We start from the raw sequence: 14,250 nt of genomic DNA, 5'->3' as shown, positions 1-14,250 counted from the left end.
GTGCGGGTGTGGTTTCTTCTGTAATCGCTTAATTGAGGGATATTGATAAATGGCAAACCAAAAAATCCGTATCCGCCTGAAAGCTTATGATTACAGTCTGATTGACCGTTCCGCACAAGAAATCGTTGAAACTGCCAAACGTACTGGCGCTGTTGTTAAAGGTCCAATTCCTTTGCCAACTAAAATCGAACGTTTCAACATCTTGCGTTCTCCGCACGTGAACAAAACTTCTCGTGAGCAATTGGAAATCCGTACCCACTTGCGTCTGATGGACATCGTGGATTGGACTGACAAAACTACTGATGCACTGATGAAACTGGATCTTCCAGCAGGTGTAGATGTAGAAATTAAAGTTCAATAAGAACTGAAAAACCGAACAGCTTGGCTGTTCGGTTTTTTATAAAATTCTTAGGCCGTCTGAAAATTTTCAGATATTTGGCAACACTTCATCCGAAAAAATGATGGGTTTAAGAAGTTAAATTGAAATTTTTGTTGATATTTCTTTGATTTGTCAATTATAATGGCGGACTTGGTACATCCGTATCAAGTTTAACTTTGTCTGAAAGGCAGGCCAATCGTAGCCCGCCCCTTTACTTAAAAGGAAAATAATCATGACTTTAGGTCTGGTTGGACGCAAAGTTGGTATGACTCGCGTGTTCGACGAACAGGGTGTTTCTGTTCCGGTAACCGTTTTAGATATGTCTGCCAACCGCGTTACACAAGTGAAATCCAAAGATACTGACGGCTACACTGCTGTACAAGTTACCTTTGGTCAGAAAAAAGCTAATCGTGTCAACAAAACTGAAGCCGGTCACTTTGCTAAAGCAGGTGTTGAAGCTGGTCGCGGTTTGGTTGAATTTGCTTTGACTGAAGAAAAACTGGCTGAATTGAAAGCCGGTGATGAAATTACCGTTTCTATGTTTGAAGTTGGTCAATTGGTAGATGTAACCGGTACCTCTAAAGGTAAAGGTTTCTCTGGTACGATCAAACGTCATAACTTCGGTGCTCAACGTACTTCCCACGGTAACTCCCGTTCTCACCGTGTTCCTGGTTCTATCGGTATGGCACAAGACCCTGGTCGCGTGTTCCCTGGTAAACGTATGGCAGGTCAATACGGTAACACTAAAGCAACTGTTCAAAAATTGGAAGTTGTGCGTGTTGATGCTGAACGCCAACTCTTGTTGGTTAAAGGTGCTGTTCCGGGTTCGGTTAACAGCAACGTCGTGGTTCGTCCTAGCGTGAAAGTAGGTGCGTAATGGAATTGAAAGTAATTGACGCTAAAGGACAAGTATCTGGCAGCTTGGCTGTTTCTGATGCTTTGTTTGCTCGTGAATACAATGAAGCTCTGGTTCACCAACTGGTTACTGCTTACTTGGCAAATGCCCGTTCTGGTAATCGTGCTCAAAAAACTCGTGCCGAAGTAAACCACTCTACTAAAAAACCATGGCGCCAAAAAGGTACCGGTCGTGCTCGTTCCGGTATGACTTCTTCTCCGCTGTGGCGTAAAGGTGGTCGTGCATTCCCAAACAAACCTGATGAAAACTTCACTCAAAAAGTGAACCGTAAAATGTACCGTGCCGGTATGGCGACTATTTTGTCCCAATTGGCTCGTGATGAACGTTTGTTTGCAATCGAAGCATTGACTGCTGAAACTCCTAAAACTAAAGTTTTTGCTGAACAAGTGAAAAATTTGGGTTTGGAGCAAGTTCTGTTTGTAACTAAACAGCTCGACGAGAATGTTTACTTGGCTTCACGCAACTTGCCTAACGTATTGGTTTTGGAAGCTCAACAAGTTGATCCTTACAGCTTGCTGCGTTACAAAAAAGTCGTTATCACTAAAGATGCAGTTGCACAATTAGAGGAGCAATGGGTATGAATCAACAACGTTTGACTCAAGTAATCTTGGCACCTATCGTTTCTGAAAAAAGCAACGTATTGGCTGAAAAACGTAACCAAATGACGTTTAAAGTTTTGGCAAATGCAACTAAACCTGAAATTAAAGCGGCTGTTGAGCTGCTGTTCGGCGTTCAAGTTGCAGACGTTACTACTGTTACCATTAAAGGTAAAGTTAAACGTTTTGGTCGCACTTTAGGTCGTCGCAGCGATGTTAAAAAGGCTTATGTAAGCTTGGCTGCCGGTCAAGAGTTGGATTTGGAAGCCGCTGCTGCAGCTGCAGATAAGGAATAAACAAAATGGCAATCGTTAAAATGAAGCCGACCTCTGCAGGCCGTCGCGGCATGGTTCGCGTGGTAACAGAAGGTTTGCACAAAGGTGCACCTTATGCACCTCTGCTGGAAAAGAAAAATTCTACTGCCGGTCGTAACAACAATGGTCATATCACTACCCGTCATAAAGGTGGTGGTCATAAACATCATTACCGCGTCGTAGATTTTAAACGTAACAAAGACGGTATCCCTGCAAAAGTAGAGCGTATCGAATATGACCCTAACCGTACTGCATTTATCGCACTGTTGTGCTATGCAGATGGTGAGCGTCGCTACATTATTGCTCCTCGTGGTATTCAAGCCGGTGCAGTATTGGTTTCCGGTGCTGAAGCTGCGATCAAAGTAGGTAACACTCTGCCGATCCGCAATATTCCTGTTGGTACAACTATTCACTGTATCGAAATGAAACCAGGTAAAGGTGCACAAATTGCACGTTCTGCTGGTGCTTCTGCGGTATTGCTTGCAAAAGAAGGTGCTTACGCACAGGTTCGTTTGCGTTCTGGCGAAGTACGCAAAATTAGCGTAAATTGCCGTGCAACTATCGGTGAAGTTGGTAACGAAGAACAAAGCCTGAAAAAAATCGGTAAAGCTGGTGCTAACCGCTGGCGTGGTATTCGTCCGACCGTTCGTGGTGTTGTAATGAACCCTGTTGATCACCCACATGGTGGTGGTGAAGGCCGTACTGGTGAGGCTCGCGAACCGGTTAGCCCATGGGGTACTCCTGCTAAGGGCTACCGCACTCGTAATAACAAACGCACGGATAACATGATTGTTCGTCGTCGTTACTCAAATAAAGGTTAATTAGTATGGCTCGTTCATTAAAAAAAGGCCCATATGTAGACCTGCATTTGCTGAAAAAAGTAGATGCTGCTCGTGCAAGCAACGACAAACGCCCAATTAAAACTTGGTCACGTCGTTCTACCATTTTGCCTGATTTCATCGGTCTGACTATCGCTGTTCACAACGGTCGCACTCACGTGCCTGTGTTCATCAGCGATAACATGGTTGGTCATAAATTAGGTGAGTTCTCATTGACCCGTACCTTTAAAGGCCACTTGGCTGATAAAAAGGCTAAAAAGAAATAAGGTGAATCATGAGAGTAAGTGCACAACATAAAAACGCCCGTATTTCAGCTCAAAAAGCTCGTTTGGTAGCTGATTTGATTCGTGGTAAAGACGTTGCCCAAGCTTTGAATATCTTGGCATTCAGCCCTAAAAAAGGTGCTGAGCTGATTAAAAAAGTATTGGAATCAGCAATCGCCAATGCCGAGCACAACAATGGTGCCGACATTGACGAACTGAAAGTGGTAACTATCTTTGTTGACAAAGGCCCAAGCTTGAAACGTTTCCAAGCTCGTGCCAAAGGTCGCGGTAACCGCATCGAGAAACAAACTTGTCATATTAACGTGACAGTGGGCAACTAAGGAAAAGCTATGGGACAAAAGATTAACCCTACAGGCTTTCGCCTGGCGGTAACTAAAGACTGGGCTTCAAAATGGTTTGCTAAAAGCACCGACTTTTCTACTGTTTTGAAACAAGATATTGATGTTCGTAACTACTTGCGTAAAAAACTGGCTAATGCTTCAGTTGGTCGCGTAGTGATCGAACGTCCTGCTAAATCTGCACGTATTACCATTCACTCTGCTCGTCCAGGTGTGGTTATTGGTAAAAAAGGCGAGGATATCGAAATCTTGAAACGTGACTTGCAAGCTCTGATGGGTGTGCCTGTTCATGTAAATATTGAAGAGATTCGTCGTCCTGAATTGGATGCTCAAATCATTGCTGATGGTATTGCCCAGCAGCTTGAAAAACGTGTTCAATTCCGTCGCGCTATGAAACGTGCAATGCAAAATGCAATGCGTTCTGGTGCTAAAGGCATCAAGATCATGACTTCAGGCCGTCTGAATGGTGCTGATATTGCTCGTAGCGAATGGTACCGTGAAGGTCGTGTACCTTTGCATACTTTGCGTGCAAACGTAGATTATGCAACTAGCGAAGCACACACTACTTATGGTGTACTGGGTCTGAAAGTTTGGGTTTATACAGAAGGTAATATTAAATCTTCTAAACCTGAGCATGAGAAGAAACAAAGAAAGGCAGGTGGACGTAATGCTGCAGCCAACTAGACTGAAATATCGCAAGCAACAAAAAGGCCGTAACACCGGTATTGCTACTCGCGGTAACAAAGTAAGTTTCGGTGAGTTCGGTTTGAAAGCCGTAGGCCGTGGTCGTTTGACTGCCCGCCAAATCGAAGCTGCTCGTCGTACTATGACTCGTCATATTAAACGTGGCGGTCGTATTTGGATTCGTGTATTCCCTGATAAACCAATTACTGAGAAACCTATCCAAGTTCGTATGGGTGGCGGTAAAGGTAATGTGGAATATTACATTGCTGAAGTTAAACCAGGCAAGGTATTGTACGAAATGGACGGTGTTCCTGAGTCTTTGGCTCGTGAAGCATTTGAATTGGCCGCTGCCAAATTGCCTATTCCTACAACCTTTGTAGTAAGACAGGTGGGTCAATAATGAAAGCAAATGAATTGAAAGACAAATCTATTGAGCAATTAAACTCTGATTTGTTGGACTTGTTGAAAGCTCAGTTTGGCTTACGCATGCAAAATGCAACCGGTCAGTTGGGTAAATCTAGCGAGTTGAAACGTGTACGCCGCGATATTGCTCGTATTAAAACCATTTTAACTGAAAAAGGTGCTAAGTAATGAGCGAAGCTAAAAATGTTCGTACTTTGCAAGGCAAAGTGGTAAGCGACAAAATGGACAAAACTGTTACAGTATTGGTTGAGCGTAAAGTTAAACACCCTCTGTACGGTAAAATTATTCGTTTATCAACTAAAATCCATGCTCATGATGAAAACAATCAATATGGCATTGGTGACGTAGTGGTAATCGAGGAATCTCGTCCTTTGTCAAAAACCAAGTCTTGGGTTGTAAAAGAATTGGTTGAGAAAGCGCGTACTGTTTGATTTAAAACACAGTAATGTAGCTTAATAAGAAACGAAGTCTTGCAGCAAAGTTAATTTGCGTGTAAACTTCGTTTCTTATCTTCCAGCTTCTTATGGAAGTTTCTCTCCCTTCGGGATCCAAGACTGGTTTACTAGAACCGTGATGGTTTCATTTAATAAGCAGCTTAAAGTAAGGTGCGAGTTATATGAAAGTGGTAAATTAAGTTGGTTAATTTAAAGGTACTAATATGATTCAAATGCAGACCATCTTAGATGTGGCTGATAACTCTGGTGCGCGTCGCGTAATGTGCATCAAAGTATTGGGCGGATCTAAGCGTCGCTACGCTTCTGTTGGCGACATTATTAAAGTTGCAGTTAAAGATGCAGCCCCACGTGGTCGTGTCAAAAAAGGTGATGTATACAATGCGGTAGTTGTTCGTACTGCTAAGGGTGTGCGTCGTCCTGATGGTGCGTTAATTAAATTCGATAACAATGCTGCTGTGTTGTTGAATAATAAACTTGAACCTCTGGGTACCCGTATTTTTGGTCCGGTAACCCGTGAATTGCGTACTGAGCGATTTATGAAAATCGTTTCATTGGCGCCTGAAGTATTATAAGGAATAGCGCGATGAATAAGATCATTAAAGGCGATCAGGTTGTAGTGATTACCGGTAAAGATAAAGGTAAGCAAGGTCAAGTAGTTCGAGTGTTGGGTGATAAAGTTGTTGTTGAGGGTGTTAATGTTGTGAAACGCCATCAAAAACCTAATCCAATGCGTGGTATTGAGGGTGGCATTATTACTAAAGAAATGCCTTTGGATATTTCTAATATTGCAATCCTGAATCCGGAAACTAATAAAGCAGACCGTGTTGGTATTAAGCTGATTGAAAATGAAGGCAAAGTTAAACGCGTTCGTTTCTTCAAATCAAATGGCTCTATCATTGGAGCATAAGGAGATAACATGGCTCGTTTGAGAGAGTTTTATAAAGATACAGTTGTTCCTGAATTGGTTAAACAATTTGGTTACAAATCAGTAATGGAAGTTCCACGTATTGAAAAAATCACCTTGAATATGGGTGTAGGTGAAGCTGTTGCTGATAAAAAAGTTATGGAACACGCTGTTTCTGATTTAGAGAAAATTGCTGGTCAAAAACCAGTTGTTACTGTTGCTCGTAAATCTATCGCAGGTTTTAAAATTCGTGATAACTATCCAGTTGGTTGCAAAGTAACATTGCGTCGTGATCAAATGTTTGAATTCTTGGATCGTTTGATTACTATTGCGTTGCCTCGTGTACGTGACTTCCGTGGTGTAAGCGGTAAATCATTTGATGGTCGTGGCAATTACAATATGGGCGTTCGTGAGCAAATTATTTTCCCGGAAATTGAATACGATAAAATCGATGCTTTGCGTGGTTTGAACATTACTATTACAACTACTGCAAAAACTGATGAAGAAGCGAAAGCTTTGTTGTCACTGTTCAAGTTTCCGTTTAAAGGATAATCATGGCTAAGAAAGCACTTATTAATCGTGAGCTGAAACGTCAAGCATTGGCGAAAAAGTTTGCAGCTAAACGTGAGGCAATTTTCGCTGTTATTAATGATGCTAATGCGACTGAAGAAGAACGTTTTGAAGCACGTTTGAAATTTCAATCCATTCCTCGTAATGCAGCACCTGTACGTCAACGTCGTCGTTGTGCTTTAACAGGTCGTCCTCGTGGCACTTTCCGTAAATTTGGTTTGGGCCGTATTAAAATCCGTGAAATCGCTATGCGTGGCGAGATCCCTGGTGTTGTTAAAGCTAGCTGGTAATAGGAGTATAAATAATGAGTATGCATGATCCTATTTCCGATATGTTGACTCGTATTCGCAATGCGCAACGTGCTAATAAAGCAGCAGTTGCCATGCCTTCTTCTAAACTGAAATGTGCAATTGCAAAAGTTTTGAAAGAAGAAGGTTATATCGAGGATTTTGCGGTTTCTGCTGATGCAAAACCGGTATTGGAAATTCAATTGAAATACTATGCAGGTCGTCCTGTGATTGAGCAAATTAAACGTGTTTCACGTCCAGGTTTGCGTATTTACAAAGCATCAAGTGAGATCCCTAGCGTAATGAATGGCCTGGGTGTCGCTATTGTTAGTACTTCTAAAGGTGTAATGACTGATCGCAAAGCCCGTTCTGAGGGTGTCGGTGGTGAGTTGTTGTGCATCGTAGCCTAGTGGAGAAAAGTAAATGTCACGCGTCGCAAAAAACCCAGTGACTGTTCCTGCTGGTGTAGAAGTAAAATTCGGAACAGATGCATTGGTTATCAAAGGTAAAAACGGCGAATTGTCTTTTCCTTTGCATTCCGATGTTGCTATTGAACTGAACGATGGTAAATTGACTTTTGCTGCAAAAAATGACAGTAAACAGGCTAATGCTATGTCTGGTACTGCTCGTGCATTGGTTAATAACATGGTTAAGGGTGTTTCTGAAGGTTTTGAGAAAAAACTTCAATTGATTGGTGTGGGTTATCGTGCCCAAGCTCAAGGTAAAGTTTTGAACTTGTCTTTGGGTTTCTCTCATCCAATCGTATATGAAATGCCTGAAGGTGTTTCTGTTCAAACTCCTAGCCAAACAGAAATCGTTTTGACTGGTGCAGATAAACAAGTGGTTGGCCAAGTCGCTGCTGAAATTCGCGCATTCCGTTCTCCTGAGCCTTATAAAGGTAAAGGTGTTCGTTATGTAGGTGAAGTAGTAGTGATGAAAGAAGCCAAGAAAAAATAATTGAGGTTCACTAATGGATAAACATACAACCCGACTCCGTCGTGCACGCAAAACCCGTGCGCGTATTGCGGACTTGAAAATGGTAAGATTATGTGTGTTCCGCAGCAATAATCATATTTATGCTCAAGTAATTAGTGCTGAAGGTGATAAAGTATTGGCTCAAGCCTCTACATTGGAAGCTGAAGTACGTAGTAGCCTGAAATCAGGTAGCAACGTTGAAGCAGCGGCTGTAGTTGGTAAGCGTATTGCTGAAAAAGCTAAAGCAGTGGGTGTTGAAAAAGTTGCTTTTGACCGTTCAGGTTTCCAATATCACGGTCGTGTGAAAGCTTTGGCTGAAGCTGCACGTGAAAATGGTTTAAGCTTCTAATATTTGGAGACTTTCAGATGGCAAAACATGAAATTGAAGAACGCGGTGACGGACTGATTGAAAAGATGGTCGCAGTTAATCGTGTGACTAAAGTAGTTAAAGGTGGTCGTATCATGGCTTTCTCTGCACTGACTGTTGTTGGTGATGGTGATGGTCGCATCGGTATGGGCAAAGGTAAATCAAAAGAAGTACCAGTTGCTGTTCAAAAAGCAATGGATCAAGCTCGACGCTCTATGATTAAAGTACCTTTGAAAAATGGTACTATTCATCATGAGGTTATTGGTCGTCATGGTGCTACTAAGGTATTTATGCAACCTGCTAAAGAAGGTAGTGGTGTAAAAGCTGGTGGTCCAATGCGTTTAGTATTTGATGCTATGGGGATCCATAACATCTCAGCTAAAGTACATGGTTCTACTAATCCTTACAATATTGTACGCGCTACATTAGACGGTTTGTCTAAACTATATACCCCTGCTGATATTGCTGCTAAACGTGGCTTGACAGTAGAAGATATTTTGGGAGCTAACCATGACTGAGCAAAAAAAGATTAAAGTTACATTGGTTAAGAGCCTGATCGGTACAATTGAATCTCATCGTGCATGTGCTCGTGGTTTAGGTTTGCGCCGCCGTGAACATACTGTAGAGGTTTTGGATACCCCTGAAAACCGTGGCATGATCAATAAAATCAGCTACTTGTTGAAAGTGGAGTCTTAATATGTTTTTGAATACTATTCAACCTGCTGAGGGTGCTACTCACGCTAGTCGTCGTGTAGGCCGTGGTATTGGTAGCGGCTTGGGTAAAACAGGTGGTCGTGGTCATAAAGGTCAAAAAAGCCGTTCTGGTGGCTTCCACAAGGTAGGTTTTGAAGGCGGTCAAATGCCTTTGCAACGCCGTCTGCCGAAACGTGGTTTCAAATCTTTGACTGCTGCCGCTAATGCTGAAGTTCGTTTGAGTGAATTAAATCTGATTGCTGTGAACGAGATTGATGTCTTGGTTCTTAAACAAGCTGGTCTGATTCCTGTAACTGCTTCTAGTGTAAAAGTTATTGCTTCTGGTGAAATCTCAAAAGCAGTTACCTTGAAAGGTGTAAAAGCTACTAAAGGTGCTAAAGCTGCTATTGAGGCTGCCGGTGGTAAAGTAGAAGAATAAGGCTTGCACTACAGTGGCTAATCAACAATCTTTATCGGGATTATCCAAATTTGGTGATCTGAAAAAACGTCTGGCATTCCTTTTAGGTGCTTTAGTCGTTTTCCGTATTGGTGCTCATATACCGGTACCGGGCGTAGATGCTGTTGCATTAGCTAAGTTATACGAAGGCGCTGCAAACGGCATATTCGGAATGTTAAATATGTTCTCGGGTGGTTCGTTGGAGCGCTTTAGTATATTTGCAATTGGTATCATGCCTTATATTTCGGCATCGATTATTGTTCAGCTTGCTTCTGAAATTGTTCCTTCTTTAAAAGCTTTAAAGAAGGAAGGTGAGGCTGGTAGGAAAATAATTACGAAATATACTAGGTATGGGACGGTATTATTGGCTGTATTGCAAAGCTTTGGTGTTGCAACATTTGTTTATCTGCAAGGTGTTGTTGTAACGAGTTCGCTTGAGTTTCATATTTCTACAGTAGTCTGTTTGGTTACAGGTACTATGTTTCTGATGTGGTTAGGGGAGCAAATTACCGAGCGTGGTATTGGTAATGGTATTTCTTTAATTATTACAGCAGGCATTGTATCGGGTATTCCATCCGGTATTGTTCGGATGTTAACTTTGACTGAACAAGGCTCTATGAGTATGTTGATGGCGGTATCAATTGTGATTGGTATTTTGCTGTTGATCTATGCTGTAGTTTATTTTGAGAGTGCTCAGCGTAAAGTTCCTGTGCATTATGCTAAAAGACAGTTTGGCTCTGGAATGATGCCGGGACAAAGCATTCATATGCCGTTCAAGCTAAATATGGCAGGTGTTATTCCTCCTATTTTCGCTTCCAGTATCATTTTATTTCCGTCTACACTTTTAGGTTGGTTTGGTTCAAATAGTACGAATTCTGTTCTTTATAAGGTTGCTGCAATGCTGCAACACGGACAGCCTTTGTATATTGTATTATTTGCCACAACTATCATCTTCTTCTGCTATTTCTATACTGCTTTAGTATTTAGCCCTAAAGAGATGGCTGAAAATTTGAAGAAGAGTGGTGCATTTGTACCGGGTATTCGCCCGGGTGAGCAAACCTCTAGATATTTGGAAAAAGTTGTACTGAGACTGACATTATTTGGTGCTTTGTATATCACTACAATCTGTCTGATACCTGAATTTTTAACGACGGCATTGAAAGTTCCTTTCTATTTAGGTGGAACATCTCTGCTTATTTTGGTTGTCGTTACAATTGATTTTAGGACACAAATCAATTCATATAGAATGAGTAGTCAGTATGAAGACTTGATAAGTCGTCCAGATATGAAATCTTTGTCACGTAAGTAGGCTTATGGCTAAAGAAGATACCATACAGATGCAGGGCGAAATCCTTGAGACTTTGCCCAATGCAACATTTAAAGTAAAACTGGAAAATGATCATGTAGTACTTGGTCATATATCTGGCAAAATGCGGATGCACTATATTCGTATTTCTCCAGGTGATAAGGTAACAGTTGAATTAACTCCTTATGATTTAACCCGTGCTCGGATTGTTTTCCGAGCAAGATAAACGATAAAAGGAAATAAAATGCGTGTACAACCTTCTGTAAAGAAAATTTGTCGCAATTGCAAGATTATTCGTCGTAATCGTGTAGTTCGCGTAATTTGTACTGACCCACGTCACAAACAACGTCAAGGTTAAGAAGCTAGTTTTCTTAACTATTGATTTTGTGGTATAGTGACATACTTTGCCCTAAAAAGGAAAAAATATGGCTCGTATTGCAGGGGTAAATATCCCTAATAATGCCCATATCGTAATTGGCCTTCAGGCTATTTATGGTATTGGTGCGACTCGTGCTAAATTGATTTGTGAGGCAGCAAATATTGCTCCTACTACTAAAGCAAAAGATTTGGACGAGGCTCAATTAGACGCTTTGCGTGAGCAAGTTGCTAAATATGAAGTTGAAGGCGATTTGCGTCGTGAAGTAACGATGAGCATTAAACGACTGATGGATATGGGTTGCTATCGCGGCTTCCGTCATCGTCGTGGCTTGCCTTGTCGTGGTCAACGCACTCGCACAAATGCTCGTACCCGTAAAGGTCCGCGCAAAGCGATTGCCGGTAAGAAATAAATTTTAAGGAATTTGATTAATGGCTAAAGCAAACACAGCTTCGCGTGTACGTAAAAAAGTACGTAAAACCGTAAGCGAAGGTATTGTGCACGTTCATGCATCTTTCAACAATACCATCATTACAATCACTGACCGTCAAGGCAATGCATTGTCTTGGGCTACCTCTGGCGGCGCTGGTTTTAAAGGTTCTCGTAAAAGTACACCATTTGCAGCACAAGTTGCAGCAGAAGCAGCTGGTAAAGTTGCCCAAGAGTATGGCGTTAAAAATTTAGAAGTCCGCATTAAAGGCCCTGGCCCTGGTCGCGAATCTTCTGTACGTGCTTTAAACGCTCTTGGTTTCAAGATTACCAGCATTACTGACGTTACCCCGTTGCCTCATAACGGTTGCCGTCCGCCTAAAAAACGTCGTATTTAATATTGGAGTGATTTAAAACATGGCACGTTATATTGGCCCTAAATGTAAATTAGCACGTCGTGAAGGTACGGATCTGTTTTTGAAGAGTGCACGTCGCTCTTTAGATTCCAAATGTAAAATGGATTCTGCACCTGGTCAACACGGTGCGAAAAAACCACGTTTGTCAGACTACGGTTTGCAATTACGTGAAAAACAAAAAATTCGTCGTATTTATGGCGTATTAGAGCGTCAATTCCGTCGTTACTTCGCGGAAGCAGCTCGTCGTAAAGGCTCTACCGGTGAATTGCTGTTGCAATTGCTGGAGTCTCGTTTGGACAATGTCGTTTACCGTATGGGTTTTGGCTCTACTCGCGCCGAAGCACGTCAATTGGTTTCTCACAAAGCTATCGTCGTAAACGGTCAAGTTGTTAATATCCCTTCTTTCCAAGTTAAAGCAGGTGATGTTGTAGCTGTTCGTGAAAAAGCTAAGAAACAAGTACGTATCCAAGAAGCATTGAGCCTAGCTACTCAAATTGGTTTGCCAAGCTGGGTATCTGTTGATGCCGACAAATTGGAAGGTGTATTCAAAAATATGCCGGATCGCTCAGAATTGTCTGGCGATATTAATGAACAGCTGGTGGTAGAGTTCTACTCTAAATAATGCTAGCTCAATGAGGGACAGTTAAATGCAAAATAGCACAACCGAATTTTTGAAACCTCGTCAAATCGATGTAGATACTTTGTCTTCCACACGGGCCAAGGTGTCTATGCAGCCATTTGAACGTGGTTTTGGTCATACTTTAGGTAATGCTTTGCGTCGTATCTTACTGTCATCCATGAATGGCTTTGCCCCAACTGAAGTAGTTATTTCCGGCGTATTGCACGAATACTCTACTATTGATGGTGTTCAAGAGGATGTTGTTGACGTTCTCTTGAACATTAAAGGTATCGTATTCAAGCTTCACGGTCGTAACCAAGTTCAGTTGACTTTGAAAAAAACAGGTGCTGGTGCTGTTGTAGCCGGTGATATTGATTTGCCACACGATGTGGAAATCATCAATCCTGAACATGTTATTTGCCACTTGGCTGACAATGGCCAAATCGACATGGAAATTAAAGTTGAGCAAGGTCGTGGTTATCAATCTGTTTCAGGCCGTCGCGTATTGCGTGATGAGAACAAACAGATTGGTGCGATTCAGTTGGATGCGAGCTTTTCGCCCATCAGTCGTGTTAGCTTTGAAGTTGAACCTGCACGCGTAGAGCAACGCACGGATTTAGATAAGTTGGTTTTGGATATTGAAACCAATGGTTCTATCGATCCAGAAGAAGCTGTACGTAGTGCCGCACGTATCTTAATTGACCAAATGTCTATTTTTGCAGATCTGCAAGGTACTCCGGTTGAAGAGGTTGAAGAAAAAGTGCCTCCTATCGATCCTATCTTGCTGCGTCCTGTAGATGATTTGGAATTAACCGTACGTTCAGCTAATTGTCTGAAAGCTGAAGATATTTACTATATTGGCGATTTGATTCAACGTACTGAAACCGAGCTTCTCAAGACCCCTAATTTGGGTCGTAAATCTTTGAATGAGATCAAAGAAGTGTTGGCCTCTAAAGGTCTGACATTAGGTTCCAAATTAGAAGCTTGGCCGCCTGTAGGCTTAGAAAAGCCGTAAGTTTGAAGATTAAAGGATAATGACATGCGTCATCGTAATGGCAACCGCAAATTAAACCGTACTAGCAGCCACCGTGCTGCGATGCTGCGCAATATGGCGAATTCCTTGTTGACTCACGAAACCATCGTGACAACTTTGCCTAAAGCAAAAGAATTGCGCCGCGTAGTTGAGCCCTTGATTACCTTGGGTAAAAAACCTTCTTTGGCAAACCGTCGTTTGGCTTTTGACCGCACTCGCGATCGTGATGTTGTAGTTAAATTGTTTGACGAATTGGGTCCACGCTTTGCTGCTCGTAACGGCGGCTATGTTCGTGTACTGAAATACGGTTTCCGTAAAGGCGACAATGCTCCTTTGGCATTGGTTGAATTGGTTGATAAAGCAGCTGATTCTGCTGAATAAGCAAATTAATATGAAAGCACTACCTGTTTAGGTAGTGCTTTTTTATTCGGATAGCCCCTTTCTCATTTCGCAGTGCTACAATAAACAGCATTTACTTGAGTTACAATCTGCGGTTGTAGCTCCCTTTCTCATTTCGCAGTGCTACAATTTGGGTTGAATTTTCCTTTCAAATAAAGGCGTTGTAGCTCCCTTTCTCATTTCGCAGTGCT

At 42.0% G+C, this 14,250-nt stretch carries 29 protein-coding genes; all 29 read left to right on the top strand.

Annotation, left to right across the window (positions count from 1 at the left end):
* Positions 1–49: 49 nt before the first annotated feature.
* The 29 genes from rpsJ to rplQ all read left to right on the top strand — a co-directional run bounded on the left by rpsJ (position 50) and on the right by rplQ (position 14,041).
* Positions 50–361, top strand: coding sequence for a 30S ribosomal protein S10 (gene rpsJ, locus HMPREF2872_RS05500; protein ID WP_002642322.1), 312 nt, complete (start codon positions 50–52; stop codon positions 359–361).
* A 250-nt stretch (positions 362–611) separates the two neighbouring features.
* A complete protein-coding gene (gene rplC / locus HMPREF2872_RS05495) occupies positions 612–1,256 on the top strand; it encodes a 50S ribosomal protein L3 (RefSeq protein WP_049350998.1) in 645 nt (214 codons plus the stop codon).
* Complete coding sequence (rplD, locus tag HMPREF2872_RS05490; RefSeq protein ID WP_003684798.1) at positions 1,256–1,876, top strand: 50S ribosomal protein L4; 621 nt, start codon at positions 1,256–1,258, stop codon at positions 1,874–1,876. The genes rplC and rplD overlap by 1 nt, the downstream gene beginning before the upstream one ends.
* The gene (gene rplW, locus HMPREF2872_RS05485; RefSeq protein ID WP_002243944.1) at positions 1,873–2,187 is read left to right on the top strand and encodes a 50S ribosomal protein L23; all 315 of its coding nucleotides are present in this window, start codon (positions 1,873–1,875) and stop codon (positions 2,185–2,187) included. Before rplD ends, rplW begins: the two co-directional genes overlap by 4 nt.
* A gap of 5 nt (positions 2,188–2,192) precedes the next feature.
* On the top strand, positions 2,193–3,026 hold the full coding sequence (gene rplB, locus HMPREF2872_RS05480) for a 50S ribosomal protein L2 (RefSeq protein ID WP_003684813.1): 834 nt from the start codon (positions 2,193–2,195) through the stop codon (positions 3,024–3,026).
* Positions 3,027–3,031: 5 nt separating this feature from the next.
* The gene (gene rpsS / locus HMPREF2872_RS05475; protein WP_002215422.1) at positions 3,032–3,310 is read left to right on the top strand and encodes a 30S ribosomal protein S19; all 279 of its coding nucleotides are present in this window, start codon (positions 3,032–3,034) and stop codon (positions 3,308–3,310) included.
* A gap of 8 nt (positions 3,311–3,318) precedes the next feature.
* Entirely contained in the window at positions 3,319–3,648 is a 330-nt protein-coding gene (rplV, locus tag HMPREF2872_RS05470; protein ID WP_003749277.1) for a 50S ribosomal protein L22, read from the top strand.
* A gap of 9 nt (positions 3,649–3,657) precedes the next feature.
* Positions 3,658–4,350 carry a 30S ribosomal protein S3 gene (gene rpsC, locus HMPREF2872_RS05465; RefSeq protein ID WP_003684753.1) on the top strand — a complete coding sequence of 231 codons (693 nt, stop codon included), beginning with the start codon at positions 3,658–3,660 and terminating at the stop codon, positions 4,348–4,350.
* Positions 4,334–4,750 carry a 50S ribosomal protein L16 gene (rplP, locus tag HMPREF2872_RS05460; protein WP_003684741.1) on the top strand — a complete coding sequence of 139 codons (417 nt, stop codon included), beginning with the start codon at positions 4,334–4,336 and terminating at the stop codon, positions 4,748–4,750. Before rpsC ends, rplP begins: the two co-directional genes overlap by 17 nt.
* A complete protein-coding gene (rpmC, locus tag HMPREF2872_RS05455; protein WP_003684705.1) occupies positions 4,750–4,941 on the top strand; it encodes a 50S ribosomal protein L29 in 192 nt (63 codons plus the stop codon). Before rplP ends, rpmC begins: the two co-directional genes overlap by 1 nt.
* Positions 4,941–5,204: a 30S ribosomal protein S17 gene (gene rpsQ / locus HMPREF2872_RS05450; protein ID WP_003684766.1), complete on the top strand. Its 264-nt coding sequence runs from the start codon at positions 4,941–4,943 to the stop codon at positions 5,202–5,204. Before rpmC ends, rpsQ begins: the two co-directional genes overlap by 1 nt.
* Before the next feature lie 227 nt (positions 5,205–5,431).
* Positions 5,432–5,800 (top strand): 50S ribosomal protein L14, encoded by a 369-nt coding sequence (gene rplN / locus HMPREF2872_RS05445; RefSeq protein WP_002215434.1) that lies wholly within the window; start codon positions 5,432–5,434, stop codon positions 5,798–5,800.
* Positions 5,801–5,811: 11 nt separating this feature from the next.
* Positions 5,812–6,135: a 50S ribosomal protein L24 gene (gene rplX / locus HMPREF2872_RS05440; protein WP_003684754.1), complete on the top strand. Its 324-nt coding sequence runs from the start codon at positions 5,812–5,814 to the stop codon at positions 6,133–6,135.
* 9 nt (positions 6,136–6,144) lie between these two features.
* Positions 6,145–6,684 (top strand): 50S ribosomal protein L5, encoded by a 540-nt coding sequence (gene rplE / locus HMPREF2872_RS05435; RefSeq protein ID WP_003684750.1) that lies wholly within the window; start codon positions 6,145–6,147, stop codon positions 6,682–6,684.
* A 2-nt stretch (positions 6,685–6,686) separates the two neighbouring features.
* Positions 6,687–6,992, top strand: a complete 306-nt coding sequence (gene rpsN, locus HMPREF2872_RS05430) for a 30S ribosomal protein S14 (RefSeq protein ID WP_003684736.1) — start codon at positions 6,687–6,689, stop codon at positions 6,990–6,992.
* Between the two features lie 14 nt (positions 6,993–7,006).
* Positions 7,007–7,399, top strand: coding sequence for a 30S ribosomal protein S8 (gene rpsH / locus HMPREF2872_RS05425; RefSeq protein ID WP_003684738.1), 393 nt, complete (start codon positions 7,007–7,009; stop codon positions 7,397–7,399).
* A 13-nt stretch (positions 7,400–7,412) separates the two neighbouring features.
* A complete protein-coding gene (gene rplF, locus HMPREF2872_RS05420) occupies positions 7,413–7,946 on the top strand; it encodes a 50S ribosomal protein L6 (RefSeq protein WP_004464590.1) in 534 nt (177 codons plus the stop codon).
* A 13-nt stretch (positions 7,947–7,959) separates the two neighbouring features.
* The gene (gene rplR, locus HMPREF2872_RS05415) at positions 7,960–8,313 is read left to right on the top strand and encodes a 50S ribosomal protein L18 (protein ID WP_003749287.1); all 354 of its coding nucleotides are present in this window, start codon (positions 7,960–7,962) and stop codon (positions 8,311–8,313) included.
* Between the two features lie 17 nt (positions 8,314–8,330).
* Positions 8,331–8,849, top strand: coding sequence for a 30S ribosomal protein S5 (gene rpsE / locus HMPREF2872_RS05410; RefSeq protein ID WP_003684704.1), 519 nt, complete (start codon positions 8,331–8,333; stop codon positions 8,847–8,849).
* Positions 8,842–9,027, top strand: a complete 186-nt coding sequence (gene rpmD, locus HMPREF2872_RS05405; protein ID WP_003684808.1) for a 50S ribosomal protein L30 — start codon at positions 8,842–8,844, stop codon at positions 9,025–9,027. Before rpsE ends, rpmD begins: the two co-directional genes overlap by 8 nt.
* 1 nt (position 9,028) lies before the next feature.
* The gene (gene rplO, locus HMPREF2872_RS05400) at positions 9,029–9,463 is read left to right on the top strand and encodes a 50S ribosomal protein L15 (RefSeq protein WP_049329187.1); all 435 of its coding nucleotides are present in this window, start codon (positions 9,029–9,031) and stop codon (positions 9,461–9,463) included.
* Positions 9,464–9,476: 13 nt separating this feature from the next.
* A complete protein-coding gene (gene secY / locus HMPREF2872_RS05395; RefSeq protein ID WP_070631838.1) occupies positions 9,477–10,790 on the top strand; it encodes a preprotein translocase subunit SecY in 1,314 nt (437 codons plus the stop codon).
* A 4-nt stretch (positions 10,791–10,794) separates the two neighbouring features.
* A complete protein-coding gene (infA, locus tag HMPREF2872_RS11285) occupies positions 10,795–11,013 on the top strand; it encodes a translation initiation factor IF-1 (RefSeq protein ID WP_003684714.1) in 219 nt (72 codons plus the stop codon).
* An 18-nt stretch (positions 11,014–11,031) separates the two neighbouring features.
* Entirely contained in the window at positions 11,032–11,145 is a 114-nt protein-coding gene (rpmJ, locus tag HMPREF2872_RS11280; RefSeq protein WP_003697674.1) for a 50S ribosomal protein L36, read from the top strand.
* Between the two features lie 67 nt (positions 11,146–11,212).
* Entirely contained in the window at positions 11,213–11,575 is a 363-nt protein-coding gene (gene rpsM / locus HMPREF2872_RS05390; RefSeq protein WP_003749295.1) for a 30S ribosomal protein S13, read from the top strand.
* A gap of 19 nt (positions 11,576–11,594) precedes the next feature.
* A complete protein-coding gene (rpsK, locus tag HMPREF2872_RS05385) occupies positions 11,595–11,990 on the top strand; it encodes a 30S ribosomal protein S11 (RefSeq protein WP_002216249.1) in 396 nt (131 codons plus the stop codon).
* Positions 11,991–12,009: 19 nt separating this feature from the next.
* Entirely contained in the window at positions 12,010–12,630 is a 621-nt protein-coding gene (gene rpsD / locus HMPREF2872_RS05380) for a 30S ribosomal protein S4 (protein WP_039863983.1), read from the top strand.
* Between the two features lie 25 nt (positions 12,631–12,655).
* Positions 12,656–13,642 carry a DNA-directed RNA polymerase subunit alpha gene (rpoA, locus tag HMPREF2872_RS05375; protein ID WP_070631835.1) on the top strand — a complete coding sequence of 329 codons (987 nt, stop codon included), beginning with the start codon at positions 12,656–12,658 and terminating at the stop codon, positions 13,640–13,642.
* Between the two features lie 24 nt (positions 13,643–13,666).
* Entirely contained in the window at positions 13,667–14,041 is a 375-nt protein-coding gene (gene rplQ, locus HMPREF2872_RS05370; protein ID WP_003684792.1) for a 50S ribosomal protein L17, read from the top strand.
* The last annotated feature ends 209 nt before the right edge of the window (positions 14,042–14,250 follow it).

Origin of the sequence: Neisseria sp. HMSC069H12, assembly GCF_001812735.1 — a bacterium.
GTDB classification, from domain to species: domain Bacteria; phylum Pseudomonadota; class Gammaproteobacteria; order Burkholderiales; family Neisseriaceae; genus Neisseria; species Neisseria subflava.
Note: the sequence above shows the minus strand (reverse complement) of the source record. Positions and strands in the feature narration are given on the sequence as shown.

Excerpts from the sequence above, each read along its gene's own strand:
- rpsJ (WP_002642322.1), top strand. The coding sequence starts at position 50 with ATGGCAAACCAAAAAATCCGTATCCGCCTGAAAGCTTATGATTACAGT.
- rplC (WP_049350998.1), top strand. The coding sequence starts at position 612 with ATGACTTTAGGTCTGGTTGGACGCAAAGTTGGTATGACTCGCGTGTTC.
- rplD (WP_003684798.1), top strand. The coding sequence starts at position 1,256 with ATGGAATTGAAAGTAATTGACGCTAAAGGACAAGTATCTGGCAGCTTG.
- rplW (WP_002243944.1), top strand. The coding sequence starts at position 1,873 with ATGAATCAACAACGTTTGACTCAAGTAATCTTGGCACCTATCGTTTCT.
- rplB (WP_003684813.1), top strand. The coding sequence starts at position 2,193 with ATGGCAATCGTTAAAATGAAGCCGACCTCTGCAGGCCGTCGCGGCATG.
- rpsS (WP_002215422.1), top strand. The coding sequence starts at position 3,032 with ATGGCTCGTTCATTAAAAAAAGGCCCATATGTAGACCTGCATTTGCTG.
- rplV (WP_003749277.1), top strand. The coding sequence starts at position 3,319 with ATGAGAGTAAGTGCACAACATAAAAACGCCCGTATTTCAGCTCAAAAA.
- rpsC (WP_003684753.1), top strand. The coding sequence starts at position 3,658 with ATGGGACAAAAGATTAACCCTACAGGCTTTCGCCTGGCGGTAACTAAA.
- rplP (WP_003684741.1), top strand. The coding sequence starts at position 4,334 with ATGCTGCAGCCAACTAGACTGAAATATCGCAAGCAACAAAAAGGCCGT.
- rpmC (WP_003684705.1), top strand. The coding sequence starts at position 4,750 with ATGAAAGCAAATGAATTGAAAGACAAATCTATTGAGCAATTAAACTCT.
- rpsQ (WP_003684766.1), top strand. The coding sequence starts at position 4,941 with ATGAGCGAAGCTAAAAATGTTCGTACTTTGCAAGGCAAAGTGGTAAGC.
- rplN (WP_002215434.1), top strand. The coding sequence starts at position 5,432 with ATGATTCAAATGCAGACCATCTTAGATGTGGCTGATAACTCTGGTGCG.
- rplX (WP_003684754.1), top strand. The coding sequence starts at position 5,812 with ATGAATAAGATCATTAAAGGCGATCAGGTTGTAGTGATTACCGGTAAA.
- rplE (WP_003684750.1), top strand. The coding sequence starts at position 6,145 with ATGGCTCGTTTGAGAGAGTTTTATAAAGATACAGTTGTTCCTGAATTG.
- rpsN (WP_003684736.1), top strand. The coding sequence starts at position 6,687 with ATGGCTAAGAAAGCACTTATTAATCGTGAGCTGAAACGTCAAGCATTG.
- rpsH (WP_003684738.1), top strand. The coding sequence starts at position 7,007 with ATGAGTATGCATGATCCTATTTCCGATATGTTGACTCGTATTCGCAAT.
- rplF (WP_004464590.1), top strand. The coding sequence starts at position 7,413 with ATGTCACGCGTCGCAAAAAACCCAGTGACTGTTCCTGCTGGTGTAGAA.
- rplR (WP_003749287.1), top strand. The coding sequence starts at position 7,960 with ATGGATAAACATACAACCCGACTCCGTCGTGCACGCAAAACCCGTGCG.
- rpsE (WP_003684704.1), top strand. The coding sequence starts at position 8,331 with ATGGCAAAACATGAAATTGAAGAACGCGGTGACGGACTGATTGAAAAG.
- rpmD (WP_003684808.1), top strand. The coding sequence starts at position 8,842 with ATGACTGAGCAAAAAAAGATTAAAGTTACATTGGTTAAGAGCCTGATC.
- rplO (WP_049329187.1), top strand. The coding sequence starts at position 9,029 with ATGTTTTTGAATACTATTCAACCTGCTGAGGGTGCTACTCACGCTAGT.
- infA (WP_003684714.1), top strand. The coding sequence starts at position 10,795 with ATGGCTAAAGAAGATACCATACAGATGCAGGGCGAAATCCTTGAGACT.
- rpmJ (WP_003697674.1), top strand. The coding sequence starts at position 11,032 with ATGCGTGTACAACCTTCTGTAAAGAAAATTTGTCGCAATTGCAAGATT.
- rpsM (WP_003749295.1), top strand. The coding sequence starts at position 11,213 with ATGGCTCGTATTGCAGGGGTAAATATCCCTAATAATGCCCATATCGTA.
- rpsK (WP_002216249.1), top strand. The coding sequence starts at position 11,595 with ATGGCTAAAGCAAACACAGCTTCGCGTGTACGTAAAAAAGTACGTAAA.
- rpsD (WP_039863983.1), top strand. The coding sequence starts at position 12,010 with ATGGCACGTTATATTGGCCCTAAATGTAAATTAGCACGTCGTGAAGGT.
- rpoA (WP_070631835.1), top strand. The coding sequence starts at position 12,656 with ATGCAAAATAGCACAACCGAATTTTTGAAACCTCGTCAAATCGATGTA.
- rplQ (WP_003684792.1), top strand. The coding sequence starts at position 13,667 with ATGCGTCATCGTAATGGCAACCGCAAATTAAACCGTACTAGCAGCCAC.